A 19,329-nucleotide genomic window follows, 5' to 3' on the forward strand; every position below is an offset into this window, starting at 1 on the left:
GGCTGCGCCGCGCCGCGGCGCTCGGCCGCGCCCTGGCGCCGCACGGCCAGCGCGGCGTTCACCGCCGCCGGCACGGCGGGCTCGGCCGCGGCAGGCGCCGCCGGCTCGGCCGGTGCCGCGTCGGCAATGGTTCCAGCCGGAACGGGAGCAGGTGCCGCAGCGGCCGCGTCCACTTGCGGAGCCAGCGGATCGATGCGCAGCTCGCAGTCGTCGAGCGCGAACTCGAACACGCCCTCGACCTCGGCGCGCGGCGCCTCGGACATCAACCGGATGTCGAAGCCCAGGTGGCAGCTCTCGGCGTCGAGCGCCTCCAGCGCCGGCACCGCGTCCACGCGCGTGGCGACGCTGCATTCGCTGCCCAGCCGGGCCAGGTAGCGGATGAAGGCCAGCGGGTCCAGGCCGTTGCGCAGCGCGTCGGCGCCGAAGCCGACCGCGACCTGCCATCCGGCGCCGGCCGATCCGGTTGCGGGCGCATCCCGCACGGACGCCGGCTGCAATTGCTGTTGTGGCTGCGTCCGGGGCGCGGCCGTGCCGCCCTGCAGCAGCGCGCGCAGCTGCGCGCCCAGCACGGCGCTGCGCTCGGCCACCACGGGGTCGGCGCTGCCGAGCTCGACCTCGCCGAGCAGCACCTGCATCTGGTCCAGGCTCTCCAGCAGCGCGGCGCAGATGGCCTCGTCGGCCTGCAGCGCGCCGCTGCGCAGCGCCTCCATCAGCGTCTCGACCTCGTGCGTGAAGGCCACCAGGGCGTCGAAGCCGAACAGGCCCGCGGTGCCCTTGATGGTGTGCGCGGCGCGGAAGGCCGCGTTGAGCAGCTCCGAGTCGCCGGGGGCCTGCTCCAGGCCCAGCAGCGACTGCTCGAACTGCTGCAGCATCTCCTGCGCCTCGGCCAGGAAGCCCTCGCGCGCGGCGGCGATGATGGCGGCGTCGTCGTCGTACGGTTGGTTCACCGTCGGTCCTTCACTCGTGGGCGCCGTGCGCCGCCGGCAGCAGCTGCCGCAGGCCCAGGCACTGCAGCGCGTCGCGCACGGCGGCGCTGGGCTGGTGCAGCACCAGCGCGCGGCCCTGCGCCTGCAGGCTGCGCCGCGTGGCCAGCAGCAGCTGCACGCCGGCGCTGTCGAAGTCGATGACGCCGGAGAGGTCCAGCGCCAGGTCGCCGGCACCGGCCTGCAGCGCCTGCAGCAGCGCCTCGCGCACCGTGGCGGCCTGCGCGATGGTCAGCTCCGGGCCGAGCGCGAGCATGCTCATGCCTCGTCGCGTCAGACGCAGAGCTTGGTTACCGCGTCCACCAGCTGCGAGGGCTGGAAAGGCTTGGTGATCCAGGCGCGCACGCCGGCGGCGCGGCCTTCGGCCTTCTTGGCTTCCTGCGACTCGGTGGTCAGCATGATCACCGGCACGAACTTGTGCGCGGCCTGCGCCTTGAGGTGGCGCACGAAGGTCAGCCCGTCCATGTTGGGCATGTTGACGTCGCACACGACCAGGTTGATCTTGTTGCCCAGCTTGGCGATGGCGTCCTTGCCGTCCACGGCTTCGATCACGGCGTAGCCGGCCTTCTGCAGCGCCAGCTTCACCAGGGTGCGAAAGCTCGCCGAGTCGTCGACGATGAGAATGGTCTTGCTCATGGGTGTTTCTCTCCCGGGAAGGCCGGTTGTTGGTATCGAAGTCGGAAACGGAATCCGTGGTGGGTGCTCGGTGCCGGCTGGCGCGTCAAAAGAACTCGACCCCGGCGCTGCGCTGCACGAGCACGTTGTCGTGATGGCGTGCGCGCTGTTCTTCCATGGTGTAGCTGGCTTCGAGCGTGGCCAGCCACTGCGCCGCGTCGGCGTTGCTGGCGTCGCGGTTCTCGGCCAGCCAGGCCACGAAACGCTCCATGTCCTGGCCCAGTATGCAAAGCATCTGGTTCAAACGGTCACCGAATTGAAAACTCACCAGCATGCGCTCGGCCTCGGTGCGCAATGCTTCGCAGCCCGCGCGCAGCGCCTGTGAAGTGTTCACGTTCTCGCTGAGGCTGCCGAGCATCAGCGACAGCGCCTCGCGCGCGCGCAGCTGCAGCTCGATGCGCAGCTCCTCGGCGCTGGTGTTCTGCAGCTCGCCCTGGTGTTGCGTGCGCTGGATGGCCTGCTCCAGCTCGCCCAGGTGGCGGCCGATGTGCTCGCCGGTGTCGCCGATGCGCGCGGCCACGGCGCGCACTTCCTCGGCCACGGCGCGCAGCCCGCCGTCGTCGGCAACGCGGCTGGCCTCGATGGAGGCGTTGATGGACAGCAGCCGCGTGTGCGCCGACACCGCCTGCAGCTGCTGCGACAGCTGCGTGAGCAGCGCCATGGGCTCGCGCAGCTCGCCCAGCAGGCCCAGCGCTTGGTCGCGCTGCCCGAAGGCGCGCCGCATCGGCGCCAGCAGGGCCTCCAGCGCAGCGGCGTTGGCGCCCAGCACCTCGTCGGCGGCGCCGGCCGTGGCCGAGAGGTTGAGCTGCGTGGCCTGCTGCTCCACCACGGCGAGCCCCTCGGTGATGCCGGCCAGCCCCTGCATCGCGCCGGCCAGCCCGTCCTCGGCCGACTGGCGCGCCGACTGCAGCTGCCGCTCCCACACCGGCACCACCTGCTGCGCCATGAGCGCCGCGCCGCTGCATTCGGCCGCGGCGCGGTCGTCGCGGGCCGCGCGCGCCGGAGCGGCCAGGGCCCCCGCCGAGCCGCAGGCCAGCGCCAGCCCCAGGCCCAGCATCCATCCGCCCTGCGCGGCCAGCAGGCAGCCGGCGGCCGCACCCGTGGCGGCCAGGGCGCGGCGCAGCGTCCCGCGGGGTGCGGCGGAGGAGTCGGCGGCGGGCGTGAGGGTGGAAACGGACATGGGTGCAGGCGGCTCTCAGTTGTCCGGCGGTCTATCGGCCGGCGCGGCACGGTGTTGAGCGCCACGCGTTTCCCGCAGGCACTGTCGCGACATAACGCACGAAGCCCACGCCCGCGTGGGCAGCACCGGCGCGCCGCCTGCCGCGGCGTGATACATCGCGTGCACGGGCGCCTGTCGTTGCGTGCGCAATCCACGGGCGCCTGCCAGGGGGCATTCAATGTCACAACCTTGTGACGATTTGATACTGCCCCTGCGCCAAGCTCGCAGGCATTCGTTCAGCTGCGGCCGCGGCTGCCGATGACAGCAGCCCGCAACGCTGCCGTCGGCGCCGCCCTTTTCATGAGCACCGTACCGACCACGCACGCCAGCGGCCCGTCCGCCGCATCCCGGCCCCACGCCGCATTGCCGTGGCTGGAGCCCGTGCGCCAGTACTTCGCCTACCACGGCCTGCTGGCGCCGGCGGTGCGGCTCATGCGCAACCTGTCCATGCGCGGCAAGGTGGCGCTCACCACCGCCTTGTTCATGCTGCCGCTGCTGCTGCTGGCCGGCTCGCACCTGGCCTGGCAGCAGCGGCTGCTGCGCCATACCCACATCGAGCTGGCCGCGCTGGAGTACGCCGAGGCGGCGCAGCAGGTGGCGCTGCATCCCGGCGACGGCGCGCGGCGCGCGGCGCTGGAGCAGGCGCGCCGGCGCGCCACGCAGGCCGGATTGCCGGAAATGGCCGCCTGGCCCCAGTTGCAGGCCGGCGCGCAGGAAGGCGCTGCGCTGGAGCGCTCGCTGTCGGTGCTGCGGCGCGAGGTGTTGCGGGTTTCGGCGCTGGGCCTGCAGGAGTGGGGCGAAGGCTTCCACCTGAGCCGTCTGGGCCTGTTCCTCGTCCCGGACCTGCAGCAGTCGATCAGGAATTTCGTGGCCAGTGCCCCGGCCGAGCGCGGCGTGCCCGAGGCCATGGTGCTGCGGCTGCTGTTCCTGGCGCGGGATGCCCACGAGGGGAGTGCCGGCGAGCTGCCGCGCGCCGAGGCTGACAAGGCCTTCGAAGCGGTGGAGAAGCTGCTGCGCCTGGACCCCGAGCCCGACGCGCTGCGCGCGCAGTCGCAGGCTGCCCTGGACGCGGTCGAGGCGCTGCGCGGCAAGGCGCTGCAGCTGCTGGAGCACAAGCTGCGCCAGCGCGCGGACGCGGTGGTGTCGCAGCAGGTGGTGCTGGTGCTGGGCGTGCTGGCCGCGCTGCTGGTGACGCTGTACCTGCAGCTGGCCTTCTACAAGGTGCTCTCGGGCGGGCTGCAGGCGCTGCGGCGCGAGATGGGGCAGCTGGCCGACGGCAACCTCAGCGCGCGGCCGCGGCCGCGCGGGCGCGACGAGGTGGCGGCGACGATGTGGTCGCTGTCGAGCTCGCTGGCGCGGCTGTCGGACCTGCTGGCCGCGGTGCGCCGCGGCGTGGGCGCCGCGGGGCAGGCCTCGCAGCAGATCGCCATGGGCAACGAGGACCTGGCCGACCGCACCCGGCGCGCCACGCAGGGCCTGGACCAGGTGGTGCAGGGCGTGACGCAATACGCCGCGCAGGCGCAGCACAGCGTGGCGCGCGTGGACGAGGCCGCCGCCTCGGTGCAGGCGCTGCGGCTGGAGGCCGCGCGCAGCCGCAAGCACATGGCGCAGCTGGCCGCGCGCATGCAGGCGCTGCAGGGCAAGAGCCGCGACATCGAGGCCATCGTCGGCACCATCGACGCCATCGCGCTGCGCACCGGCATCCTGGCGCTCAACGCCTCGGTGGAAGCGGGCAAGGCCGGCGCGGCCGGCCGCGGCTTCGCGGTGGTGGCGCAGGAGGTGCGCAGCCTGGCGCTGCGCAGCGCGGAGTCCGCGCGCCAGATCGGCGAGCTCATCGGGCGGGCCACCGAGGACATCGGCCAGGGCAGCGCGCTGTCGGCGGTGGCCGGCGCCTCGATCGCCGCCAGCGAGGGCCACGTGGACGGCATCCAGCAGGCCATGGCGGGCATCGTGGAGCTGTCGCGCACGGGCCACCGCCAGTCCACCGCCATCCTGGAAGAGCTGCGCTCGCTGCACGCCGTCACGGCCGAGAACGGCGCGCTGGTGGACGAGCTCACGCGCGCCTCGCTGGCGCTGCGCGAGCAGGGCGAGCAGCTCAACGCCCAGGTGCAGGGATTCAAGCTGTGCTGAGCTGACGGGCCGTTGGCCCGCACATGTCATGGGTCGGCGGGCGCGTGCCGGGCAAATGCATTGCTGCAACCGCATCACCTGCCTGGAATGCCACTGCCGTGGACCGCAACCGACCTGATCACGACTCCTCCGGCTGGCCCTTCGCCGGCGGCGAGATGGCGCAGCGCGTGCGCGAGCTCGACTGGGCTGCCACGCCCCTGGGCCCCGTGGCGCGCTGGCCGGCCATCCTGCGCACGGCCGTGCAGCTCATGCTGGCCAATCCCCAGGCCAGCGTCGTGCTGTGGGGACCCGGGCTCATCCAGATCTACAACGACGCCTACCGCGACGTGATGGGCGCCAAGCACCCGGCCGGACTGGGCCAGCCCACGCACGAGTGCTGGCCCGAGTTCCGGCACGTCACCGCGCCGCTCTACGAGCGGGTCTTCCGGGGCGAGCCGCTGATGTTCGAGGATGCGCTGTACCCGCTCGAGCGCGCGGGCGTGGTGCAGGACGCCTGGTTCTCGGTGACCTACTGCCCGGTGCACGACGCGGCGGGAAGCGTGGCGGGCGTGCTCATCACGATCATCGAGACGACGCGGCGGCGGCGTGCCGAGGCGGCGCTGCGCGAGAGCGAGGCGCAGATGCGCGCCATTGCCAACCTGGTGCCCGACCTGCTCTGGAGCAACCAGCCCGGCGGCCACGTCGACTGGTACAACAGGCGCTGGCACGAGTACACCGGGCTGGACCTGTCCGGCAGCATGGGCGAGGGCTGGGAGGCCACCATCCATCCCGACGACCTGCCGGACACGCAGGCGGTGTGGCAGCGTGCCCTGGCCGTGCCCGGACCGGTCATGCACGAGCACCGCATCCGCCGGCATGACGGGCTCTACCGCTGGCACCTGTTGCGGGTGGAGCCGGTGTTCGACGAGCAGGGACAGGTCGTGCGCTGGTTCGGCTCGGCCACCGACATCCACGAGCAGCGCACCGCGCGCGAGGTGCTGGAGCAGCAGGTGCGCCAGCGCACCGCCGAGCTCGAAGCCCTCGCCGGGCGCGAGAAGGCCATCGTGGCCAGCGCGCGCATCGCCGTCATCGCGACCGATCTCGAAGGGCGCATCACGTCCTTCAACCCGGCCGCCGAAGGCATGTTCCGCTGCACCGCGGCGCAAGCCCTGGGCCGTCTGGTGACGGACTTCTGCGAGCCCGAGGAGCTGACCTACAAGGCCCAGTTCTTCCCGAGCGACGTGCAGGCCGAGGCGGCGCGCATGCCCGCGGCGCTGATTGCCGGGCTGCTGCCCGAGCGGGCCCGCCCGGGCGAGGGTCCGCGCAACGAGTGGACCTACGTGCGCGACGACGGCACGTCCTTCCCTGGCCTGCTGCACCTGAGCGTGCTGCGCGACGCCCGGGAGGAGGCCCTGGGCTTCCTGGCGTTGCTCACCGACCTGACCGAGCGCCGGGCGCTGGAGGAGCAGCTGCGCGAGCGCACCCGCCAGGCCGAGGTGGCCAATGCCGCCAAGAGCGCCTTCCTGGCCAACATGAGCCACGAGATCCGCACGCCGATGAACGCCATCCTCGGACTCGCCCACCTGCTGCAGCGCGAGCTGCGCGAGCCGCTGCAGCGGCAGCGCCTGGCGCAGGTCATCGACGCCGCGCGGCACCTGCTGCAGGTCATCAACGACATCCTGGACCTCTCCAAGATCGAGGCCGGCAAGATGGTGCTGGAGGATGCCGAGTTCACGCTGGACGACGTGCTGGGCCGCTCGCTGGAGCTCGTGCGCGGCCTGGCGGCCGACAAGGGGCTGGCGCTGGCGCTGGACACGGGCGGGCTGCCCCGGCGCCTGCGAGGCGATGCGACACGGCTGTCGCAGGCGCTGCTCAACCTGCTGTCCAACGCGGTCAAGTTCACCGCCGCCGGCTCGGTGCGGCTGCGCATGGGGCCAGTGCGGGAGGAAGGGCCGCGGCTGCTGGCGCGCTTCGAGGTGAGCGACACCGGGCCGGGCATCCCGCCGGAGCGCCAGCAGGCCGTGTTCGAGGCCTTCGAGCAGGCCGACGGCTCGATCACGCGGCGCCACGGCGGCACCGGCCTGGGCCTGGCGCTGGTGCGCCACCTCGCGGGCCTGATGGGCGGCGAGGCCGGGCTGCGCAGCGTGCCGGGCGAGGGCAGCACCTTCTGGTTCACCGCCTGGCTCGGCCAGGTCCCGCAGGCATCGGGGCAGGCCGGCGCCGCCGCCAGGAGCCTGTCGAGGGAGGAGACGGAGGCGCTGCTGCGCTCGCGCCACGCGGGGCGGCGCGTGCTGCTGGTCGAGGACCACATCGTCAACCGCGAAGTCGCCTTGGCCGTGCTGCGCGCCGTCTCGCTGTCGGTCGAGACCGCCGACAATGGCCAGGTGGCCGTGGAGCTGGTGTCCGCCAGGCCCTATGACCTCGTGCTGATGGACGTGCAGATGCCGGTGATGGACGGCCTGGAAGCCACGCGCCGGATCCGCCGGCGCCTGGGCGCGGGGCTGCCCATCATCGCCATGACGGCCAATGCCTTCGAGGAGGACCGCCAGGCCTGCCTGGACGCGGGCATGAATGACCACGTCGCCAAGCCGGTGGAGCCCGAGCAACTGTATGCGACGCTGCTGCGCTGGCTGGGCCGCGGGCGGGAGTGAAGGATTGCACGGCGGGACGGCACGTTTTCACGATCCTGAATAGGTTGGGACCGCGCGGCACATCATCATCCGTGACCGCGCCCGCCCGACGGGCCTGCGCGGCAACATGAACAGTGAACGCATGGCCATTCATCGACGCGAAGGAGCCGGCACGGACCCCGCCGAAGGGGCGCGGCTGCAGGCGCTGCACGACCTGCACATCCTCGACACACCGCCCGAAGCCGAGTTCGACGACCTGGCCTGGCTGGCGGTGCGGCTGTGCGACGCGCCCATCGCCCTGGTCAGCCTGGTGGACGCCGATCGGCAGTGGTTCAAGGCGCGTTGCGGCCTGGGGGCCGAGCAGACGCCGCGCGCCATTTCGTTCTGCACCCACGCCATCGAGAGCGACGGCCTGTTCGAGATCCCGGACGCCAGGCAGGACCCGCGCTTTGCCGACAACCCGCTGGTCACCGGCGCCCCGCACATCCGCTCCTATGCCGGCATGCCGCTGGTCACCCTGGACGGCCACCGCCTGGGAACGCTGTGCGTGATCGACAACACGCGTCCCCGCACGCTGGACGCGACGCAGCGCGAGGCGCTGCAGCGCCTGGCACGCCGTGCCGCCGGCAGCCTGGAGGCGCGGCGCCAGCGCCTGCGCGCCGAGTCGCGCGAGGGCACGCTGGCGCTGCTGCTCGAAGCCATGCCCGACGCCGTGGTGACCTGCGATGCCACGGGGCTGCTGGGCGAGTTCAACCGGACGGCGCGAGACTGGCATGGCGTCGATCCCCGCGCGCTGCCGCCCGAGAGCTGGGCGCAGCACTTCGACCTGCACGAGCCCGGCGGGCACGAGCTGCTCGCCACCGAGCGCATTCCGCTGCTGCGCGCCTGGCGCGGCGAGCGCGTGCGCGAGGCGGCGATAGTCATCAAGGCGCGCGGCCAGGCACCGCGCACGGTGCTGTGCAATGCCGACCCGCTGCGCGCTGCGGACGGCACGCTGCAAGGGGCCGTGTGCGTGATGCACGACATCACCGACCGGCTGGCCGCCGAGGAGCGGCTGCGCAAGAGCGAGCAGCGCATGCGCACCGTGGCCGACAACATGCCCGCGCTCGTGGCCCACGTCGGCGCCGACCTGCGCTACCGCTTCGTCAACCGGCCCTATGCCCAGTGGTTCGGGCTGGAGCCGGAAGCCATCCTGGGGCGGCACATGAGCGAGATCCTGCGCCGCGAGCACTACGTCGGCATCCTGCCGCGGCTGCAGCAGGTGCTGGCCGGCCAGACGGTGGCCTTCGACATGGACGTGACCCGCGGCGGCGAGCTGCGGCACATGCATGCCACCTACGTCCCGGAGCACCAGGCGACGCCGCACGGGCCGCCTTGCGGGCAGCGCACGGGCTTCCACCTCATGGTGCACGACCTCACCGAGAAGACGCAGCTCGCGCGCATGCTGCACGAGCGCGCCCTGACGGATGCGCTCACCGGGCTGCCCAACCGGGCCGCGTGGGACGAGGAGATCCAGCGCGGCGTCGCCCGCGCGCAGCGCGCGGGCGTGCCGGCCACCGTCATGTTCCTCGACCTCGACGGCTTCAAGCAGGTCAACGACAGCTTCGGCCATGCGGCCGGCGACGCGGTGCTGTGCGAGTTCGCCCACCGGCTGCGCGGCTGCCTGCGCAGGAGCGACTTCATCGCGCGGCTGGGCGGCGACGAGTTCGTGGTGCTGCTCGACCGCATCACGCACCCCGACGTCGATCCGGCCGTCATCGCCGCGAAGGTGCTGGACGCCATGGCGCCGGCGCTCCACGTTGACAGGGCCGCGCTGCACATCAGGCCGAGCATCGGCATCGCGGTGCAGCCGGGGCCGCTGCGCGACGCAACGCGCCTCATGCAGGCCGCGGACGAGGCGATGTACCAGGCCAAGCGGCGCGCCGAGCTGCATTTCGCCACGCTGGAGTGTTGAGCGGCATTCCCGGCCGCCGTGCCCCTGTGCGGGCATGCGACGGCTTGGGCGCCGCCCGCCGGGCCGGGTCCGTGACGTATTGACCAGCGGGGCCGGCATGCCGGGCAGCGATCACGCCCCCATCCTCAAGCCCGGTCACGACGGGCCGAACACATGACCATGTCCGAATTCACCATTCCCGTCCTGCTCCATGCTCCAGCCCCGGCGGACCACCCGGCCGCCTGCGGCGGCGACTGCGCGTCGGCAGACAAGCTGGGCTTCGACTTCAGCTTCGCCTACCAGCCCATCGTGGACCTGGCTGCCGGCGACGTCTGGGCGCACGAGGCGCTGGTGCGCGGCCCCCAGGGCCAGGGCGCCTACAGCGTGCTGCAGCAGGTCAACGACGACAACCGCTACCGCTTCGATCAGCTCTGCCGCGTCAAGGCCATTCGCGAGGCCGTGGCGCTGGGCATCGATGCCCGGCTGTCCATCAACTTCCTGCCCAACGCGGTCTACAAGCCCGAGGTCTGCATCCGCACCACGCTGGAGGCCGCGCGCACGCACGGCTTTCCCGTCGACCGCATCATCTTCGAGACCACCGAGGGCGAGCACGTGAAGGACGCGGCGTGGTATGCCGAGGTCATGCGCGAGTACAAGCGCATCGGCTTCCAGACGGCGATTGACGACTTCGGCGCCGGCTATGCCGGGTTGTCGCTGCTGTCGGACTTCGTGCCCGACATCGTCAAGCTCGACATGGGGCTGCTGCGCGGCATCGAGGCCAGCCGCCCCCGGCAGGCCATCGTGCGCCACGTCACGGCGCTGTGCTGCGAGCTGGGCATCCGCGTCGTGGCCGAGGGCGTGGAAACGGCCGCCGAGCGCGACTTCCTGGCCGACATCGGCATCTCGCTGATGCAGGGCTACCTCTTCGCCAGGCCGTCCTTCCAGGCCCTGGTGCGGGCGCAACAGCTGTCCATGTTCGGCGAGCCCGTGCCGGTCTGACGGGCACGCACTCCGCGCGCTGCCGCGCCCGCCCGCACCCTGGGCAAGCCAGGCAGGGCGGCTGCCGGCGCGGCGCTACGCCGCCGGTGCCGGGTCGTCCGTACCCGGCGCTGCCTGCGGGCCGCCCGCGTCCGCAGACGACGACAGCCACTTCGCCAGCGTCGCGTACAGCGCCAGCGGCTCCACCGGCTTGGAGACGAAGTCGTTCATGCCCGCGGCCAGGCAGGCCGCGCGGTCCTCGTCGAAGGCGTTGGCCGTGAGCGCCAGCACGGGCAACCGCTCGAAGCCGGGCAGCGCGCGCAGCGCATGGGTGGCCTGCAGCCCGTCCATCACGGGCATCTGCATGTCCATGAGCACGAGGTCGCAGTGCCGCTGCTGCAGCCGCTCCAGCGCCTGCTGGCCGTTTTCCGCGACATCGACCTCCAGCCCGGCGTTGCGCAGCAGCACCAGCGCGATCTCGCGGTTGACGGCGTTGTCCTCGGCCAACAGCACCCGCGCGCCGCGGCGCCTGAGCCACGGCAGCGCATCGGCCTGGGCCAGGGCCGGCGCCGGCTGCCCGGCCGCCGTGCCGCGCTGCAGCCAGGCGGTGAACCAGAAGACGCTGCCGCCGCCCTGGCGCGGCTGCGCGCCGGCGCTGCCGCCCATGAGCTCGGCCAGCCGCCGCGTGATGGCCAGCCCCAGCCCCGTGCCGCCGTGCTCGCGCGTGGTGGAGGCCTCGGCCTGCTCGAAAGCCTGGAACAGGCGGGGCACCTGCTCCGGCCGGATGCCCACGCCCGTGTCCTCGACCGAGAAGCGCACCAGCAGCCACTGGCCCTGGCGGTGCCGCTGCTGCTGCGCCCGCAGCCGGATGGAGCCCGCCTCGGTGAACTTCACGGCATTGCCGGCGTAGTTGAGCAGCGCCTGGCGCAGCCGCGTGTCGTCGCCGACGAGCCACGCCGGCACCTCGCCCGCGTCCACCTCGAAGCGCAGTCCCTTGGCCGCGGCACTGGTGCCGACGATGGAGCGCACCTGCTCCAGCAGCGCGGGCAGCGAGAAGTTGCGCTCCTCCAGCCGCACCTTGCCGGCCTCGATCTTGGAGAGGTCCAGGATGTCGTTGATGATGGACAGCAGGTGCCGCGCCGCGTCCTCCACCTTGGCCAGTTGCCCGGCCTGCCGCGGCGTGGCGCCTTCGCTGGCCAGCAGGTGCGTGAGGCCGAGGATCGCGTTCATGGGCGTGCGGATCTCGTGGCTCATGTTCGCCAGGAAGGCGCTCTTGGCCAGGCTGGCGGCCTCGGCCTGGCGCGTGCGCTCGTGCAGCGCCTCCTCCAGCGCCTTGCGCTTCGCGATGTCCTGGTGGATGCCGTGCATCCACAGCGGCTTGCCGTCCTCGCTCCACGTGATCACGCGGCCGCTGTCGCGCACCCAGACCCAGTGGCCGTCGCGGTGGCGCAGCCGCGCCTCGCACTCGTAGTGGTCGAGCTCGCCGCGGAAGTGCCGCTCCAGCAGCTCGGCCGAATGCTTGAGGTCCTCGGGATGGAAGAGTCGCGTCCAGGTGTCGATGGACACGGGCTGCAGCTCTTCGAGCCGCCAGCCGATGATCTGCGCCCAGCGCTCGTTGAAGCGGGTCTCGCCCGTCTGCACGTTCCACTCCCAGGTGGCGACGTTGGTGTCGCGCAGGATGTCGTCCAGCCGCTGGCGCTCCGCGTCCAGCGCGCGGCGGCTCTCCACGATCTCCGTCACGTCATGGACGAGGGAGTAGAAGCCGCGTACCTCGCCGTCCACCACGTCGGGCAGGTAGTACGACACCGAGTGGCGCAGGCCCTGGCCGCCGGGCCGCGGGAAGCTGCGCTCGAAGCGCTGCGGCTCGCCGCGCAGCGCGGCCAGTGCGTGGGGCAGGCTTTTCTCGTAGAGGGCGTCGCCCAGCACCTCGCGCAGGTGCGGCCGGCGCGGCGCGTCGGGCTCCAGCCCCAGCCACTGGCGCACCGCGGCGTTGGCGAAGCGGTTGACCAGGTCGCGGTCCCAGTAGCTGATGAGCGAGGGCAGGGCATCGAGGATGTTGCCCAGGTCGCGCCGCGCATGTTCGAGCTCGGCCGTGCGCCCGGCCACGCGCTCCTCCAGGTGCTCCAGCAGCTCCAGGCGGCGGCGCCGGCCGCGCAGCAGCTGGTTGCCGCCCAGCGCCAGCAGCGTGCACAGCGCGGCCAGGCCGCCCGCCACGGCCCGGCCGTTGGGCAGCTGGTCCGCCGCGGTCAGCCCGGGCAGGGCGTGCGCCTGCAGCGTCCAGGTGCGCCCGTGGACCGTGAGCTCGCGGCGGGCGGCGTCCGGGACGTCGGCCGCCGGCGAGGCGGCAAAGCCGGGCGAGGCGTAGAAGCGCCCGCCCACCGTGTCGGTCAGGGCATAGGCGAACTCGTCCAGGGCCAGCCCGGGGTCGCGCAGCGCCTCGGACACCGTGACGACGGCATAGACCCAGCCCACCGTGGCGGCCTGCCGCGCCGCGGCGGTGCCGGGGTCGGTTTCGGTGCGGTAGACGGGCAGCATCACCAGCACGGCGTCGTTGGCCTGCTGCCGGGCCTGCATCAGCGTGAGCGGCGCCGACATCCGGACCTGCGCCGTGCGCATGGCCGCCAGCGCGGTCTCGCGGCGGTCGGCATCGCCGCCGATGTCCAGGCCCCAGGCCGCGGCGTCGTCCGGGTGCGGGTAGAGATACTGGACCACCAGGTGGTCGCCGGCATGGGGCGCCATCTCGCGCAGGCTGAAGCTTTCCGGCCCTTCGCCGCGGGCGGCGGCCAGGAAGTCCGCCAGGCGCTGCGGCGGCACGCGGCGGATGAAGCCGAAGCCACGCAAGCCCGGAAACTCGCGCGCGACGTCGCGTGCCTTGATGTAGGTCTCGAACTGGCGGCGGGTGAGCGCCTCGCCGCCGGCCACCAGCACGGCGCCCAGCGTGCCGCGCAGCCCGTTCTCATAGCGCAGCAGTCGCGTCTGGATCGAGCGCACCCGCTCATCGACCAGCGCCTGCAGCCGGGCACCGTGCACGGCCTGGTTGTGCTGCTGTATCCACCAGCCGGCCAGCGCGCTCGACACCAGGCCCAGCAGCCACAGCGACACCACGACGCCACGCAGATGCTTGTGTCCTGGGGGGCGCGCGGGAGGGGTCATGAACGGAATGGAATCGTTGCCTTGCGCGCAAGGCAGGGGGCCGACGAGCGGCGGTGCGGCCTTGCGAGGCCGCGGGACGGGGATGACGAGGGCGGCCGGATCGCCGGCCGTGGCCGCGGCATGCCGGCGCGGCGGCCCGGAGCGTTGTCGCGGCGGCGTCCAACGGAGCGCTTTATGCTGCCGGCAAGAAAGCTTACCGCCATGACAAGCGCGGCTCCTGCATCCACCGCATCGCGCCGTGATCGGGCGGGCACAATCGCAGCCTCGGGTATTGGTGTTGCCGTGTGCTTTCTCGCTGCAGCCGTGTTGCGGCCGCGCCGGGCACGAAGTTGCGCGCGCATCCTGCCGAAGCCCGGTGTTGACCCGGCGCGGGCATTGGTCCAGCGTCACGATCGGCTGCGTGCGGCACTGCCGTGCGGGCCCGGCGTTGAAGGAAACGCCCAGGACCCAATGGATACCTCGATCCTGTTGACCACCAACGCGCTGCTGTCCGCGGCGGCGGCCATCGTCATGCTGGTGGTGTCGCGCACGCGCAAGACCTACCCCGGATTCGGTTTCTGGACGGCGGGCGTGGCCGGTCTTGCGCTGGGGGCGGCGATGCTGGTGCCGGGCGCCCTGCCGTCCACCTGGGCGGTCCGGGTGCTGCGCAACGCCATGCTGCTGGGCGGGCTGCTGCTGATCCTGCGCGGCATGCTGGTGTTTCGCGGACACCGGGTCGGCGCCGGGCTGGAAGCCGGCCTTGGCGCGGTGTTCCTCGTCGTGTTCGGCTACTACAGCCTGGACCCGGCGCACCTGGACCAGCGCATCGTCGTCTATGGCGTCATGGCCGCTGCGCTGAGCCTGGGCACGGTGTTCGTGACCCTGTGGCGGCGGCCCGCGCACTTTTGCTCCAACGACGTGCTGCTGGCGCTGTGGCTGTCGTTCTACGCCGTGCTCAATCTCGTGCGCATCGCCCACCAGCTCGGCGGTGCCGCGGGCGGCACCGCCTTCGAGGCGCTCAAGGGCTTCGGCAGCTTCTACGCCATGGCGCAGATCCTGACCGCCCAGCTGGTCACGCTGACGCTGATCAGCATGAATTCCCAGCGCATCGAGCACGAGTACCGCATGAGCGAGGCCCGGTTGCGCGAGCGCGAGGAGCAGCTGCGCTCCATCGGCGACAACCTGCCCGACGGCTTCGTCTACCAATACGAGGCCGTCGATGGCCAGCGGCGCTTCAGCTACGTCAGTGCCGGCGCCGGCAGGATCTTCGGCCTGCAGCCGCGGGACATCATGGCGGACGCCCAGCCGCTGTTCGCGATGATGGACCCGGCATCGCTCGAACGGTACGTCGCGGACGAGGCGCGCTGTGCCCGCGAGCTGAGCGTCTATTCGGGCACGCTGCTGTTCAGGCTGCCCGGCGGGCAGGAGGCCTGGATCCATGCGCGCGCTTCACCGGTGCGGCGCGCCGACGGAATGCTGGCGTGGCAGGGCGTGGCCCTCGACGTCACGCAGCGCGTGCGGTCCGAAGCCGAGCTCGACCGGCACCGCCACCACCTGCAGTCCATGGTCCAGGAGCGCACGGCGCAGCTGCTCGAAGCCCAGCTGCGCGCCGAGGCCGCCAACGAGGCCAAGAGCGCCTTCCTGGCCAACATGAGCCACGAGATCCGCACGCCGCTGCACGGCATGCTGGGCATGGCCCGGCGGCTGCAGGAAGCGCCGCTGGCACCCGCGCAGCAGCAGCAGGTGCAGGTCATCGAGCGCTCGGGCCGGCTGCTGCTGGGCGTGATCGACGACGTGCTCGACTTCTCGCGCATCGAGGCCGGCCGCCTGGAGCTGGAGCAGGCGCCCTTGGACCTGGTGCAGCTGGCGCGCGATGCCGTGGCGCTGTTCGAGCCGGGTGCCCAGGCCAAGGGCCTGGCCTTGCGGCTGGCCTTGGAGCCGGGCCTCACCCAGGCCTGGCTGCTGGGCGACGCGCTGCGGCTGAGCCAGGTGCTCAACAACCTGCTGTCCAACGCCGTGAAGTTCACGGCCCGCGGCAGCGTGGTGCTGCAGCTGTCGGCGCTGGAAGGCGGGCGCTGGCGCGTGGCCGTGCGCGACACGGGCATCGGGCTGAGCGCGGCCGACCGGCAGCGCATCTTCGAGCCCTTCATGCAGGCCGACAGCTCCACGACGCGGCGCTTCGGCGGCACGGGGCTGGGCCTGGCCATCGTGCGCAGCCTGGTGCAGCTCGCCGGCGGCGAGCTGGGCGTGGACAGCGAGCCGGGGCGGGGCACCGAGTTCTGGTTCGAGCTGCGGCTGCCGCCGGCGCCGGCGCCGGTACCCGAGCCCGACAGGGCGCCGGCCTGGCCGGCCGCCGCGCCCTGGTGGCCGAGGACAACGAGGTCAACATGGCGCTGGCGCGGGCGATCCTGCAGGGCCTGGACATGCGCGTGCAGGAGGCCGTCAACGGCGCGCAGGCCGTGCAGGCCTACGGCCAGGAACGGCCCGACGTGGTGCTGATGGACATGCACATGCCGGAAATGGACGGCCTGGATGCCGCGCGCCGCATCCGCGCGCTGGAAGCGGCCCGCGGCTGGGCGCGCACCCCCATCGTGGCGCTCACGGCCAGCGCGCTGCCCGAGGACGGGCGGCGCTGCGTGGAAGCGGGCATGGACGACGTGCTGGTCAAGCCCTTCGGGCCGGCGCAGCTGCAGGACCTGCTGCAGCGGCATTGCTGCCGATGAACGTGGCGCGGCGCGCGGGCCCGGACCAGGCCGGGCGAAGCCGGCTCAGGGGTCGATCACGGCCGCGCAGGCATCGGTGGGCAGGGCCGCGGCATGGCCCACCACCGGGACCACCTTGAGCACCGCCGAGGTGGCGCGGCAGGGAAAGGCGAGGGCGCCGCAGCCGCCCAGCAGGGAGGACAGCAGCGCGGCGCCAAGCATCAGTACAACGGTTCGCATCGCGACCCAACGAAGGCCGGCCCTCGGCCGTTGACACGGCCCGGGCGCGCCGGCCATGCCGGGGCGGCAATCCGTCACGCATGCCGCGGCCATACTGCCGGGGTGAACCTCAAGCAGCTCGAATACTTCATCCACGTCGCGGAGCTCGGCAGCTTCAGCAAGGCCGCGGCGGTGCTCGACATCGCGCAGCCCGCGCTCAGCCGCCAGGTGCGCGCGCTGGAGCTGGAACTGCGCGAGACGCTGCTGCTGCGCAACGGCCGCGGCGTGACGCTGACCGAGGCCGGGCGGCGGCTGCTGGAACACGGCACGGGCATCCTGCAGGCGGTGGCGCAGGCGCGCGAGGACATGAGCGCCTCGCGCGACGAGGCCGTGGGCCGCATCGTCATCGGCGTGCCGCCGACCATGGGCCGCAAGCTCACCGTGCCGCTGGTCGAGAGCTTCAAGACGCGGCTGCCGCGGGCGCAGCTGGCCATCGTCGAGGGGCTGTCCACGCACATCGTCGAGTGGATCCTGAGCTCGCGCGTGGACATCGGGCTGCTCTACAACCCCGAGGCCCAGCCCGGGCTGGAGGTGGAGCCGCTGCTCAGCGAGCCGCTGTGCCTGGTCGAGCGGCGCGACGCGCCTTCGGCCCGGGTCCAGGGCCGCTCCCTGGTGCCGCTGCGCGAGCTGGCCGCGCTGCCGCTGGTGCTGCCTGAGCGCGCCCACGTGATCCGGCGCCAGCTGGAGTCGCAGGCCGCGCTGGCCGGGCTGAAGCTGCAGATCGCCTGGGAGGTTTCCAGCGTCGCCGCCATCGTCGAGCTGGTCGCCGCTGGCCACGGCTGCGCCGTGCTCACGGCCAGCGCCGTGGCCGCGTCGCCCCGGGCGCAGGCGCTGCGCGCGCGTCCACTCACCGACCCGCCGCTGACCAGCGTGCTGTGCCTGGCGCGCTCGGCCACGCGCCGCCCCGGGCCGCTGCTGCGGCAGGCGTCGCAGCTGCTCATCGACCTCAGCCTGGGCCTGCCCACGGGCGGCGAGGCTGCCGCGGCCGGCACCGACTGACCCCGGCCCGCGGCCGGCCGGCCGGCCGGGGCCCGGCTCGCGGGCAGTCGCTTTTGAGATGGCGCCGGCTGGCAAGCCATGCCGGATTGCTATAGCAGCTATCGGCCCGGCAGTCTTGGTTCGCCAGGCTCCCGTCTCCAGAATCGCGCCGCAACGAAAGCCGCCCCGGCAAGTCCCGGGCGGCATGCGAACTGCCCGCCCTTGGCAGCGCCTGCCGTGCGGACGCAGCCTTCAGGAGACAACAGCGTGAACCCCACCCAGAGCGTCGATGTCCAGGCGCTGCTCAACGCCAGCCGCTTCAGCCGCTACCAGTGGCTGGTCTTTTTCCTGTGCTTCTTCGTCGTGCTGCTGGACGGCTTCGACACGGCGGCCATCGGCTACATCGCGCCCTCGCTGATCAATGAATGGGGCGTGAGCAAGCCGCAGCTGGCACCGGTGCTCAGCGCCGCCCTGTTCGGCCTGGCCGCCGGCGCGCTGTCGGCCGGCCCGCTGGCCGACCGGCTCGGCCGCAAGAACGTGCTGATCGCCTCGGTGCTGGTGTTCGGCCTCGGCTGCCTGGCCTCGGGCTTTGCCGCCAACCTGGACCAGCTCACGGTGCTGCGCTTCGTCACCGGCGTGGGCCTGGGCGCGGCCATGCCCAACGCCGTGACGCTGATGAGCGAGTACTGCCCCGACGGCAAGCGCTCCATGATCACCAACGCCATGTTCTGCGGCTTCCCGCTGGGCGCGGCCTTCGGTGGCTTCCTGGCGGCGTGGATGATCCCGCAGTTCGGCTGGCGCAGCGTGCTGGTGCTCGGCGGCGTGGCGCCGCTGCTGCTGATCGCGGTGATGCTGCTCGCGCTGCCGGAGTCGGTGCGCTACATGGTGGCCAAGGGCTTCAGCGCCGAGCGCATCCGCGCCGTGCTCGTGCGCATCAACGCCGCCGCGGCCGCCGGCGCCGTGCGCTTCACCATGGCCGAGAAGGCGCCGGCCACCGCCGCCAAGAGCGGCCTGGGCACGGTGCTGTCGCGGCAGTACATCGTGGGCTCGCTGTCGCTGTGGGTGGCCTACTTCATGGGCCTGGTGATCTTCTACGCGCTCATCAACTGGATGCCGATCCTGTTCCGCGACGCCGGCATCGACGCCAAGACCGCCACGCTGATCTCGGCGCTGTTCCCGCTAGGCGGCGTGGGCGCGATCTTCGCGGGCTGGCTGATGGACCGCTACAACGCCGACCGCATCATCGCCGTGGGCTACGCGCTCACCGCGGTGTCGATCTGGGCCATCGGCCAGGCCGTGGGCCAGGTCGGCACGCTCATGGCGGTGGTGTTCGTGGCCGGCACGATCATGAACACGGCGCAGTCCTCGATGCCCGCGCTGGCCGCGGCCTTTTACCCGACCCAGGGCCGTGCCACGGGCGTGTCGTGGATGCTGGGCATCGGGCGCTTCGGCGGCATCGCCGGCTCGTTCCTGGTGGCCGAGCTGCAGCGCCGCCAGCTCAGCTTTGCCGAGGTGTTCGCCGTGGTGGCCATCCCCGGCGTGATCGCCACGGTGGCGCTGCTGGTCAAGCAGTTCGCCCACCCTGCGCGGCCCACGGGCGAAGCCGGCGCGCGCCAGGGCGAGGCGCTGGGCCACTGAGAACCCTTTCCCTTTACGGACCGGCGCGCCGGCGTGCGGCCCGCTCAGCCACCCATACCTAGACAGGAGACCT

At 72.6% G+C, this 19,329-nt stretch carries 14 protein-coding genes; 8 read left to right on the top strand and 6 right to left on the bottom strand.

Features of this window, described 5'->3' with window-relative positions; translation table 11 throughout:
* From FJ694_RS27850 to FJ694_RS27865, 4 genes are all read right to left on the bottom strand, one after another.
* Positions 1-947 (bottom strand): Hpt domain-containing protein (locus FJ694_RS27850; RefSeq protein ID WP_198321033.1); only part of this gene is annotated, 947 nt, incomplete at its 3' end.
* Between the two features lie 10 nt (positions 948-957).
* Positions 958-1,245 (bottom strand): STAS domain-containing protein, encoded by a 288-nt coding sequence (locus FJ694_RS27855; protein ID WP_157270806.1) that lies wholly within the window; start codon positions 1,243-1,245, stop codon positions 958-960.
* Between the two features lie 11 nt (positions 1,246-1,256).
* Positions 1,257-1,619 carry a response regulator gene (locus tag FJ694_RS27860; RefSeq protein ID WP_157270807.1) on the bottom strand — a complete coding sequence of 121 codons (363 nt, stop codon included), beginning with the start codon at positions 1,617-1,619 and terminating at the stop codon, positions 1,257-1,259.
* Between the two features lie 85 nt (positions 1,620-1,704).
* Positions 1,705-2,838 carry a methyl-accepting chemotaxis protein gene (locus FJ694_RS27865; protein WP_157270808.1) on the bottom strand — a complete coding sequence of 378 codons (1,134 nt, stop codon included), beginning with the start codon at positions 2,836-2,838 and terminating at the stop codon, positions 1,705-1,707.
* A 339-nt stretch (positions 2,839-3,177) separates the two neighbouring features.
* Here FJ694_RS27865 and FJ694_RS27870 point away from each other — a divergent pair, with 339 nt between their 5' ends.
* The 4 genes from FJ694_RS27870 (at position 3,178) to FJ694_RS27885 (ending at position 10,548) form a co-directional block, all read left to right on the top strand.
* Positions 3,178-5,007, top strand: a complete 1,830-nt coding sequence (locus tag FJ694_RS27870; RefSeq protein ID WP_157270809.1) for a methyl-accepting chemotaxis protein — start codon at positions 3,178-3,180, stop codon at positions 5,005-5,007.
* 98 nt (positions 5,008-5,105) lie between these two features.
* Positions 5,106-7,637, top strand: a complete 2,532-nt coding sequence (locus tag FJ694_RS27875; RefSeq protein ID WP_198321034.1) for a PAS domain S-box protein — start codon at positions 5,106-5,108, stop codon at positions 7,635-7,637.
* A gap of 121 nt (positions 7,638-7,758) precedes the next feature.
* A complete protein-coding gene (locus FJ694_RS27880; protein ID WP_198321035.1) occupies positions 7,759-9,570 on the top strand; it encodes a sensor domain-containing diguanylate cyclase in 1,812 nt (603 codons plus the stop codon).
* A gap of 159 nt (positions 9,571-9,729) precedes the next feature.
* Positions 9,730-10,548, top strand: a complete 819-nt coding sequence (locus tag FJ694_RS27885; RefSeq protein WP_198321036.1) for an EAL domain-containing protein — start codon at positions 9,730-9,732, stop codon at positions 10,546-10,548.
* Between the two features lie 75 nt (positions 10,549-10,623).
* On the opposite strand, the gene FJ694_RS27890 is transcribed toward FJ694_RS27885, so the two are convergent.
* Entirely contained in the window at positions 10,624-13,680 is a 3,057-nt protein-coding gene (locus tag FJ694_RS27890) for a CHASE domain-containing hybrid sensor histidine kinase/response regulator family protein (protein ID WP_157270813.1), read from the bottom strand.
* A gap of 450 nt (positions 13,681-14,130) precedes the next feature.
* On the opposite strand from FJ694_RS27890, the gene FJ694_RS27895 reads away from it, so the two are divergent.
* Positions 14,131-16,158: a PAS domain-containing hybrid sensor histidine kinase/response regulator gene (locus FJ694_RS27895; RefSeq protein WP_232540250.1), complete on the top strand. Its 2,028-nt coding sequence runs from the start codon at positions 14,131-14,133 to the stop codon at positions 16,156-16,158.
* Complete coding sequence (locus FJ694_RS37375) at positions 16,047-16,382, top strand: response regulator (protein ID WP_232540251.1); 336 nt, start codon at positions 16,047-16,049, stop codon at positions 16,380-16,382. The genes FJ694_RS27895 and FJ694_RS37375 overlap by 112 nt, the downstream gene beginning before the upstream one ends.
* Before the next feature lie 45 nt (positions 16,383-16,427).
* Here the strand turns inward: FJ694_RS37375 and FJ694_RS36830 are convergent, their stop codons facing one another.
* Positions 16,428-16,601, bottom strand: a complete 174-nt coding sequence (locus FJ694_RS36830; RefSeq protein WP_198321038.1) for a DUF6726 family protein — start codon at positions 16,599-16,601, stop codon at positions 16,428-16,430.
* Positions 16,602-16,703: 102 nt separating this feature from the next.
* Here FJ694_RS36830 and FJ694_RS27900 point away from each other — a divergent pair, with 102 nt between their 5' ends.
* Positions 16,704-17,639 carry a LysR family transcriptional regulator gene (locus FJ694_RS27900; protein ID WP_157270814.1) on the top strand — a complete coding sequence of 312 codons (936 nt, stop codon included), beginning with the start codon at positions 16,704-16,706 and terminating at the stop codon, positions 17,637-17,639.
* A gap of 246 nt (positions 17,640-17,885) precedes the next feature.
* Positions 17,886-19,256, top strand: coding sequence for an MFS transporter (locus FJ694_RS27905; RefSeq protein ID WP_198321037.1), 1,371 nt, complete (start codon positions 17,886-17,888; stop codon positions 19,254-19,256).
* The last annotated feature ends 73 nt before the right edge of the window (positions 19,257-19,329 follow it).

This window comes from Azohydromonas aeria, assembly GCF_009760915.1.
Taxonomy (GTDB): Bacteria; Pseudomonadota; Gammaproteobacteria; order Burkholderiales; family Burkholderiaceae_C; genus Azohydromonas; species Azohydromonas aeria.

What these genes read in the sequence shown, in the direction of transcription:
- FJ694_RS27855 (WP_157270806.1), bottom strand. Translation starts at nt 1,245, where the DNA reads ATGAGCATGCTCGCGCTCGGCCCGGAGCTGACCATCGCGCAGGCCGCC.
- FJ694_RS27860 (WP_157270807.1), bottom strand. Translation starts at nt 1,619, where the DNA reads ATGAGCAAGACCATTCTCATCGTCGACGACTCGGCGAGCTTTCGCACC.
- FJ694_RS27865 (WP_157270808.1), bottom strand. Translation starts at nt 2,838, where the DNA reads ATGTCCGTTTCCACCCTCACGCCCGCCGCCGACTCCTCCGCCGCACCC.
- FJ694_RS27870 (WP_157270809.1), top strand. Translation starts at nt 3,178, where the DNA reads ATGAGCACCGTACCGACCACGCACGCCAGCGGCCCGTCCGCCGCATCC.
- FJ694_RS27880 (WP_198321035.1), top strand. Translation starts at nt 7,759, where the DNA reads ATGGCCATTCATCGACGCGAAGGAGCCGGCACGGACCCCGCCGAAGGG.
- FJ694_RS27885 (WP_198321036.1), top strand. Translation starts at nt 9,730, where the DNA reads ATGTCCGAATTCACCATTCCCGTCCTGCTCCATGCTCCAGCCCCGGCG.
- FJ694_RS27890 (WP_157270813.1), bottom strand. Translation starts at nt 13,680, where the DNA reads ATGACCCCTCCCGCGCGCCCCCCAGGACACAAGCATCTGCGTGGCGTC.
- FJ694_RS27895 (WP_232540250.1), top strand. Translation starts at nt 14,131, where the DNA reads ATGGATACCTCGATCCTGTTGACCACCAACGCGCTGCTGTCCGCGGCG.
- FJ694_RS37375 (WP_232540251.1), top strand. Translation starts at nt 16,047, where the DNA reads ATGGCGCTGGCGCGGGCGATCCTGCAGGGCCTGGACATGCGCGTGCAG.
- FJ694_RS36830 (WP_198321038.1), bottom strand. Translation starts at nt 16,601, where the DNA reads ATGCGAACCGTTGTACTGATGCTTGGCGCCGCGCTGCTGTCCTCCCTG.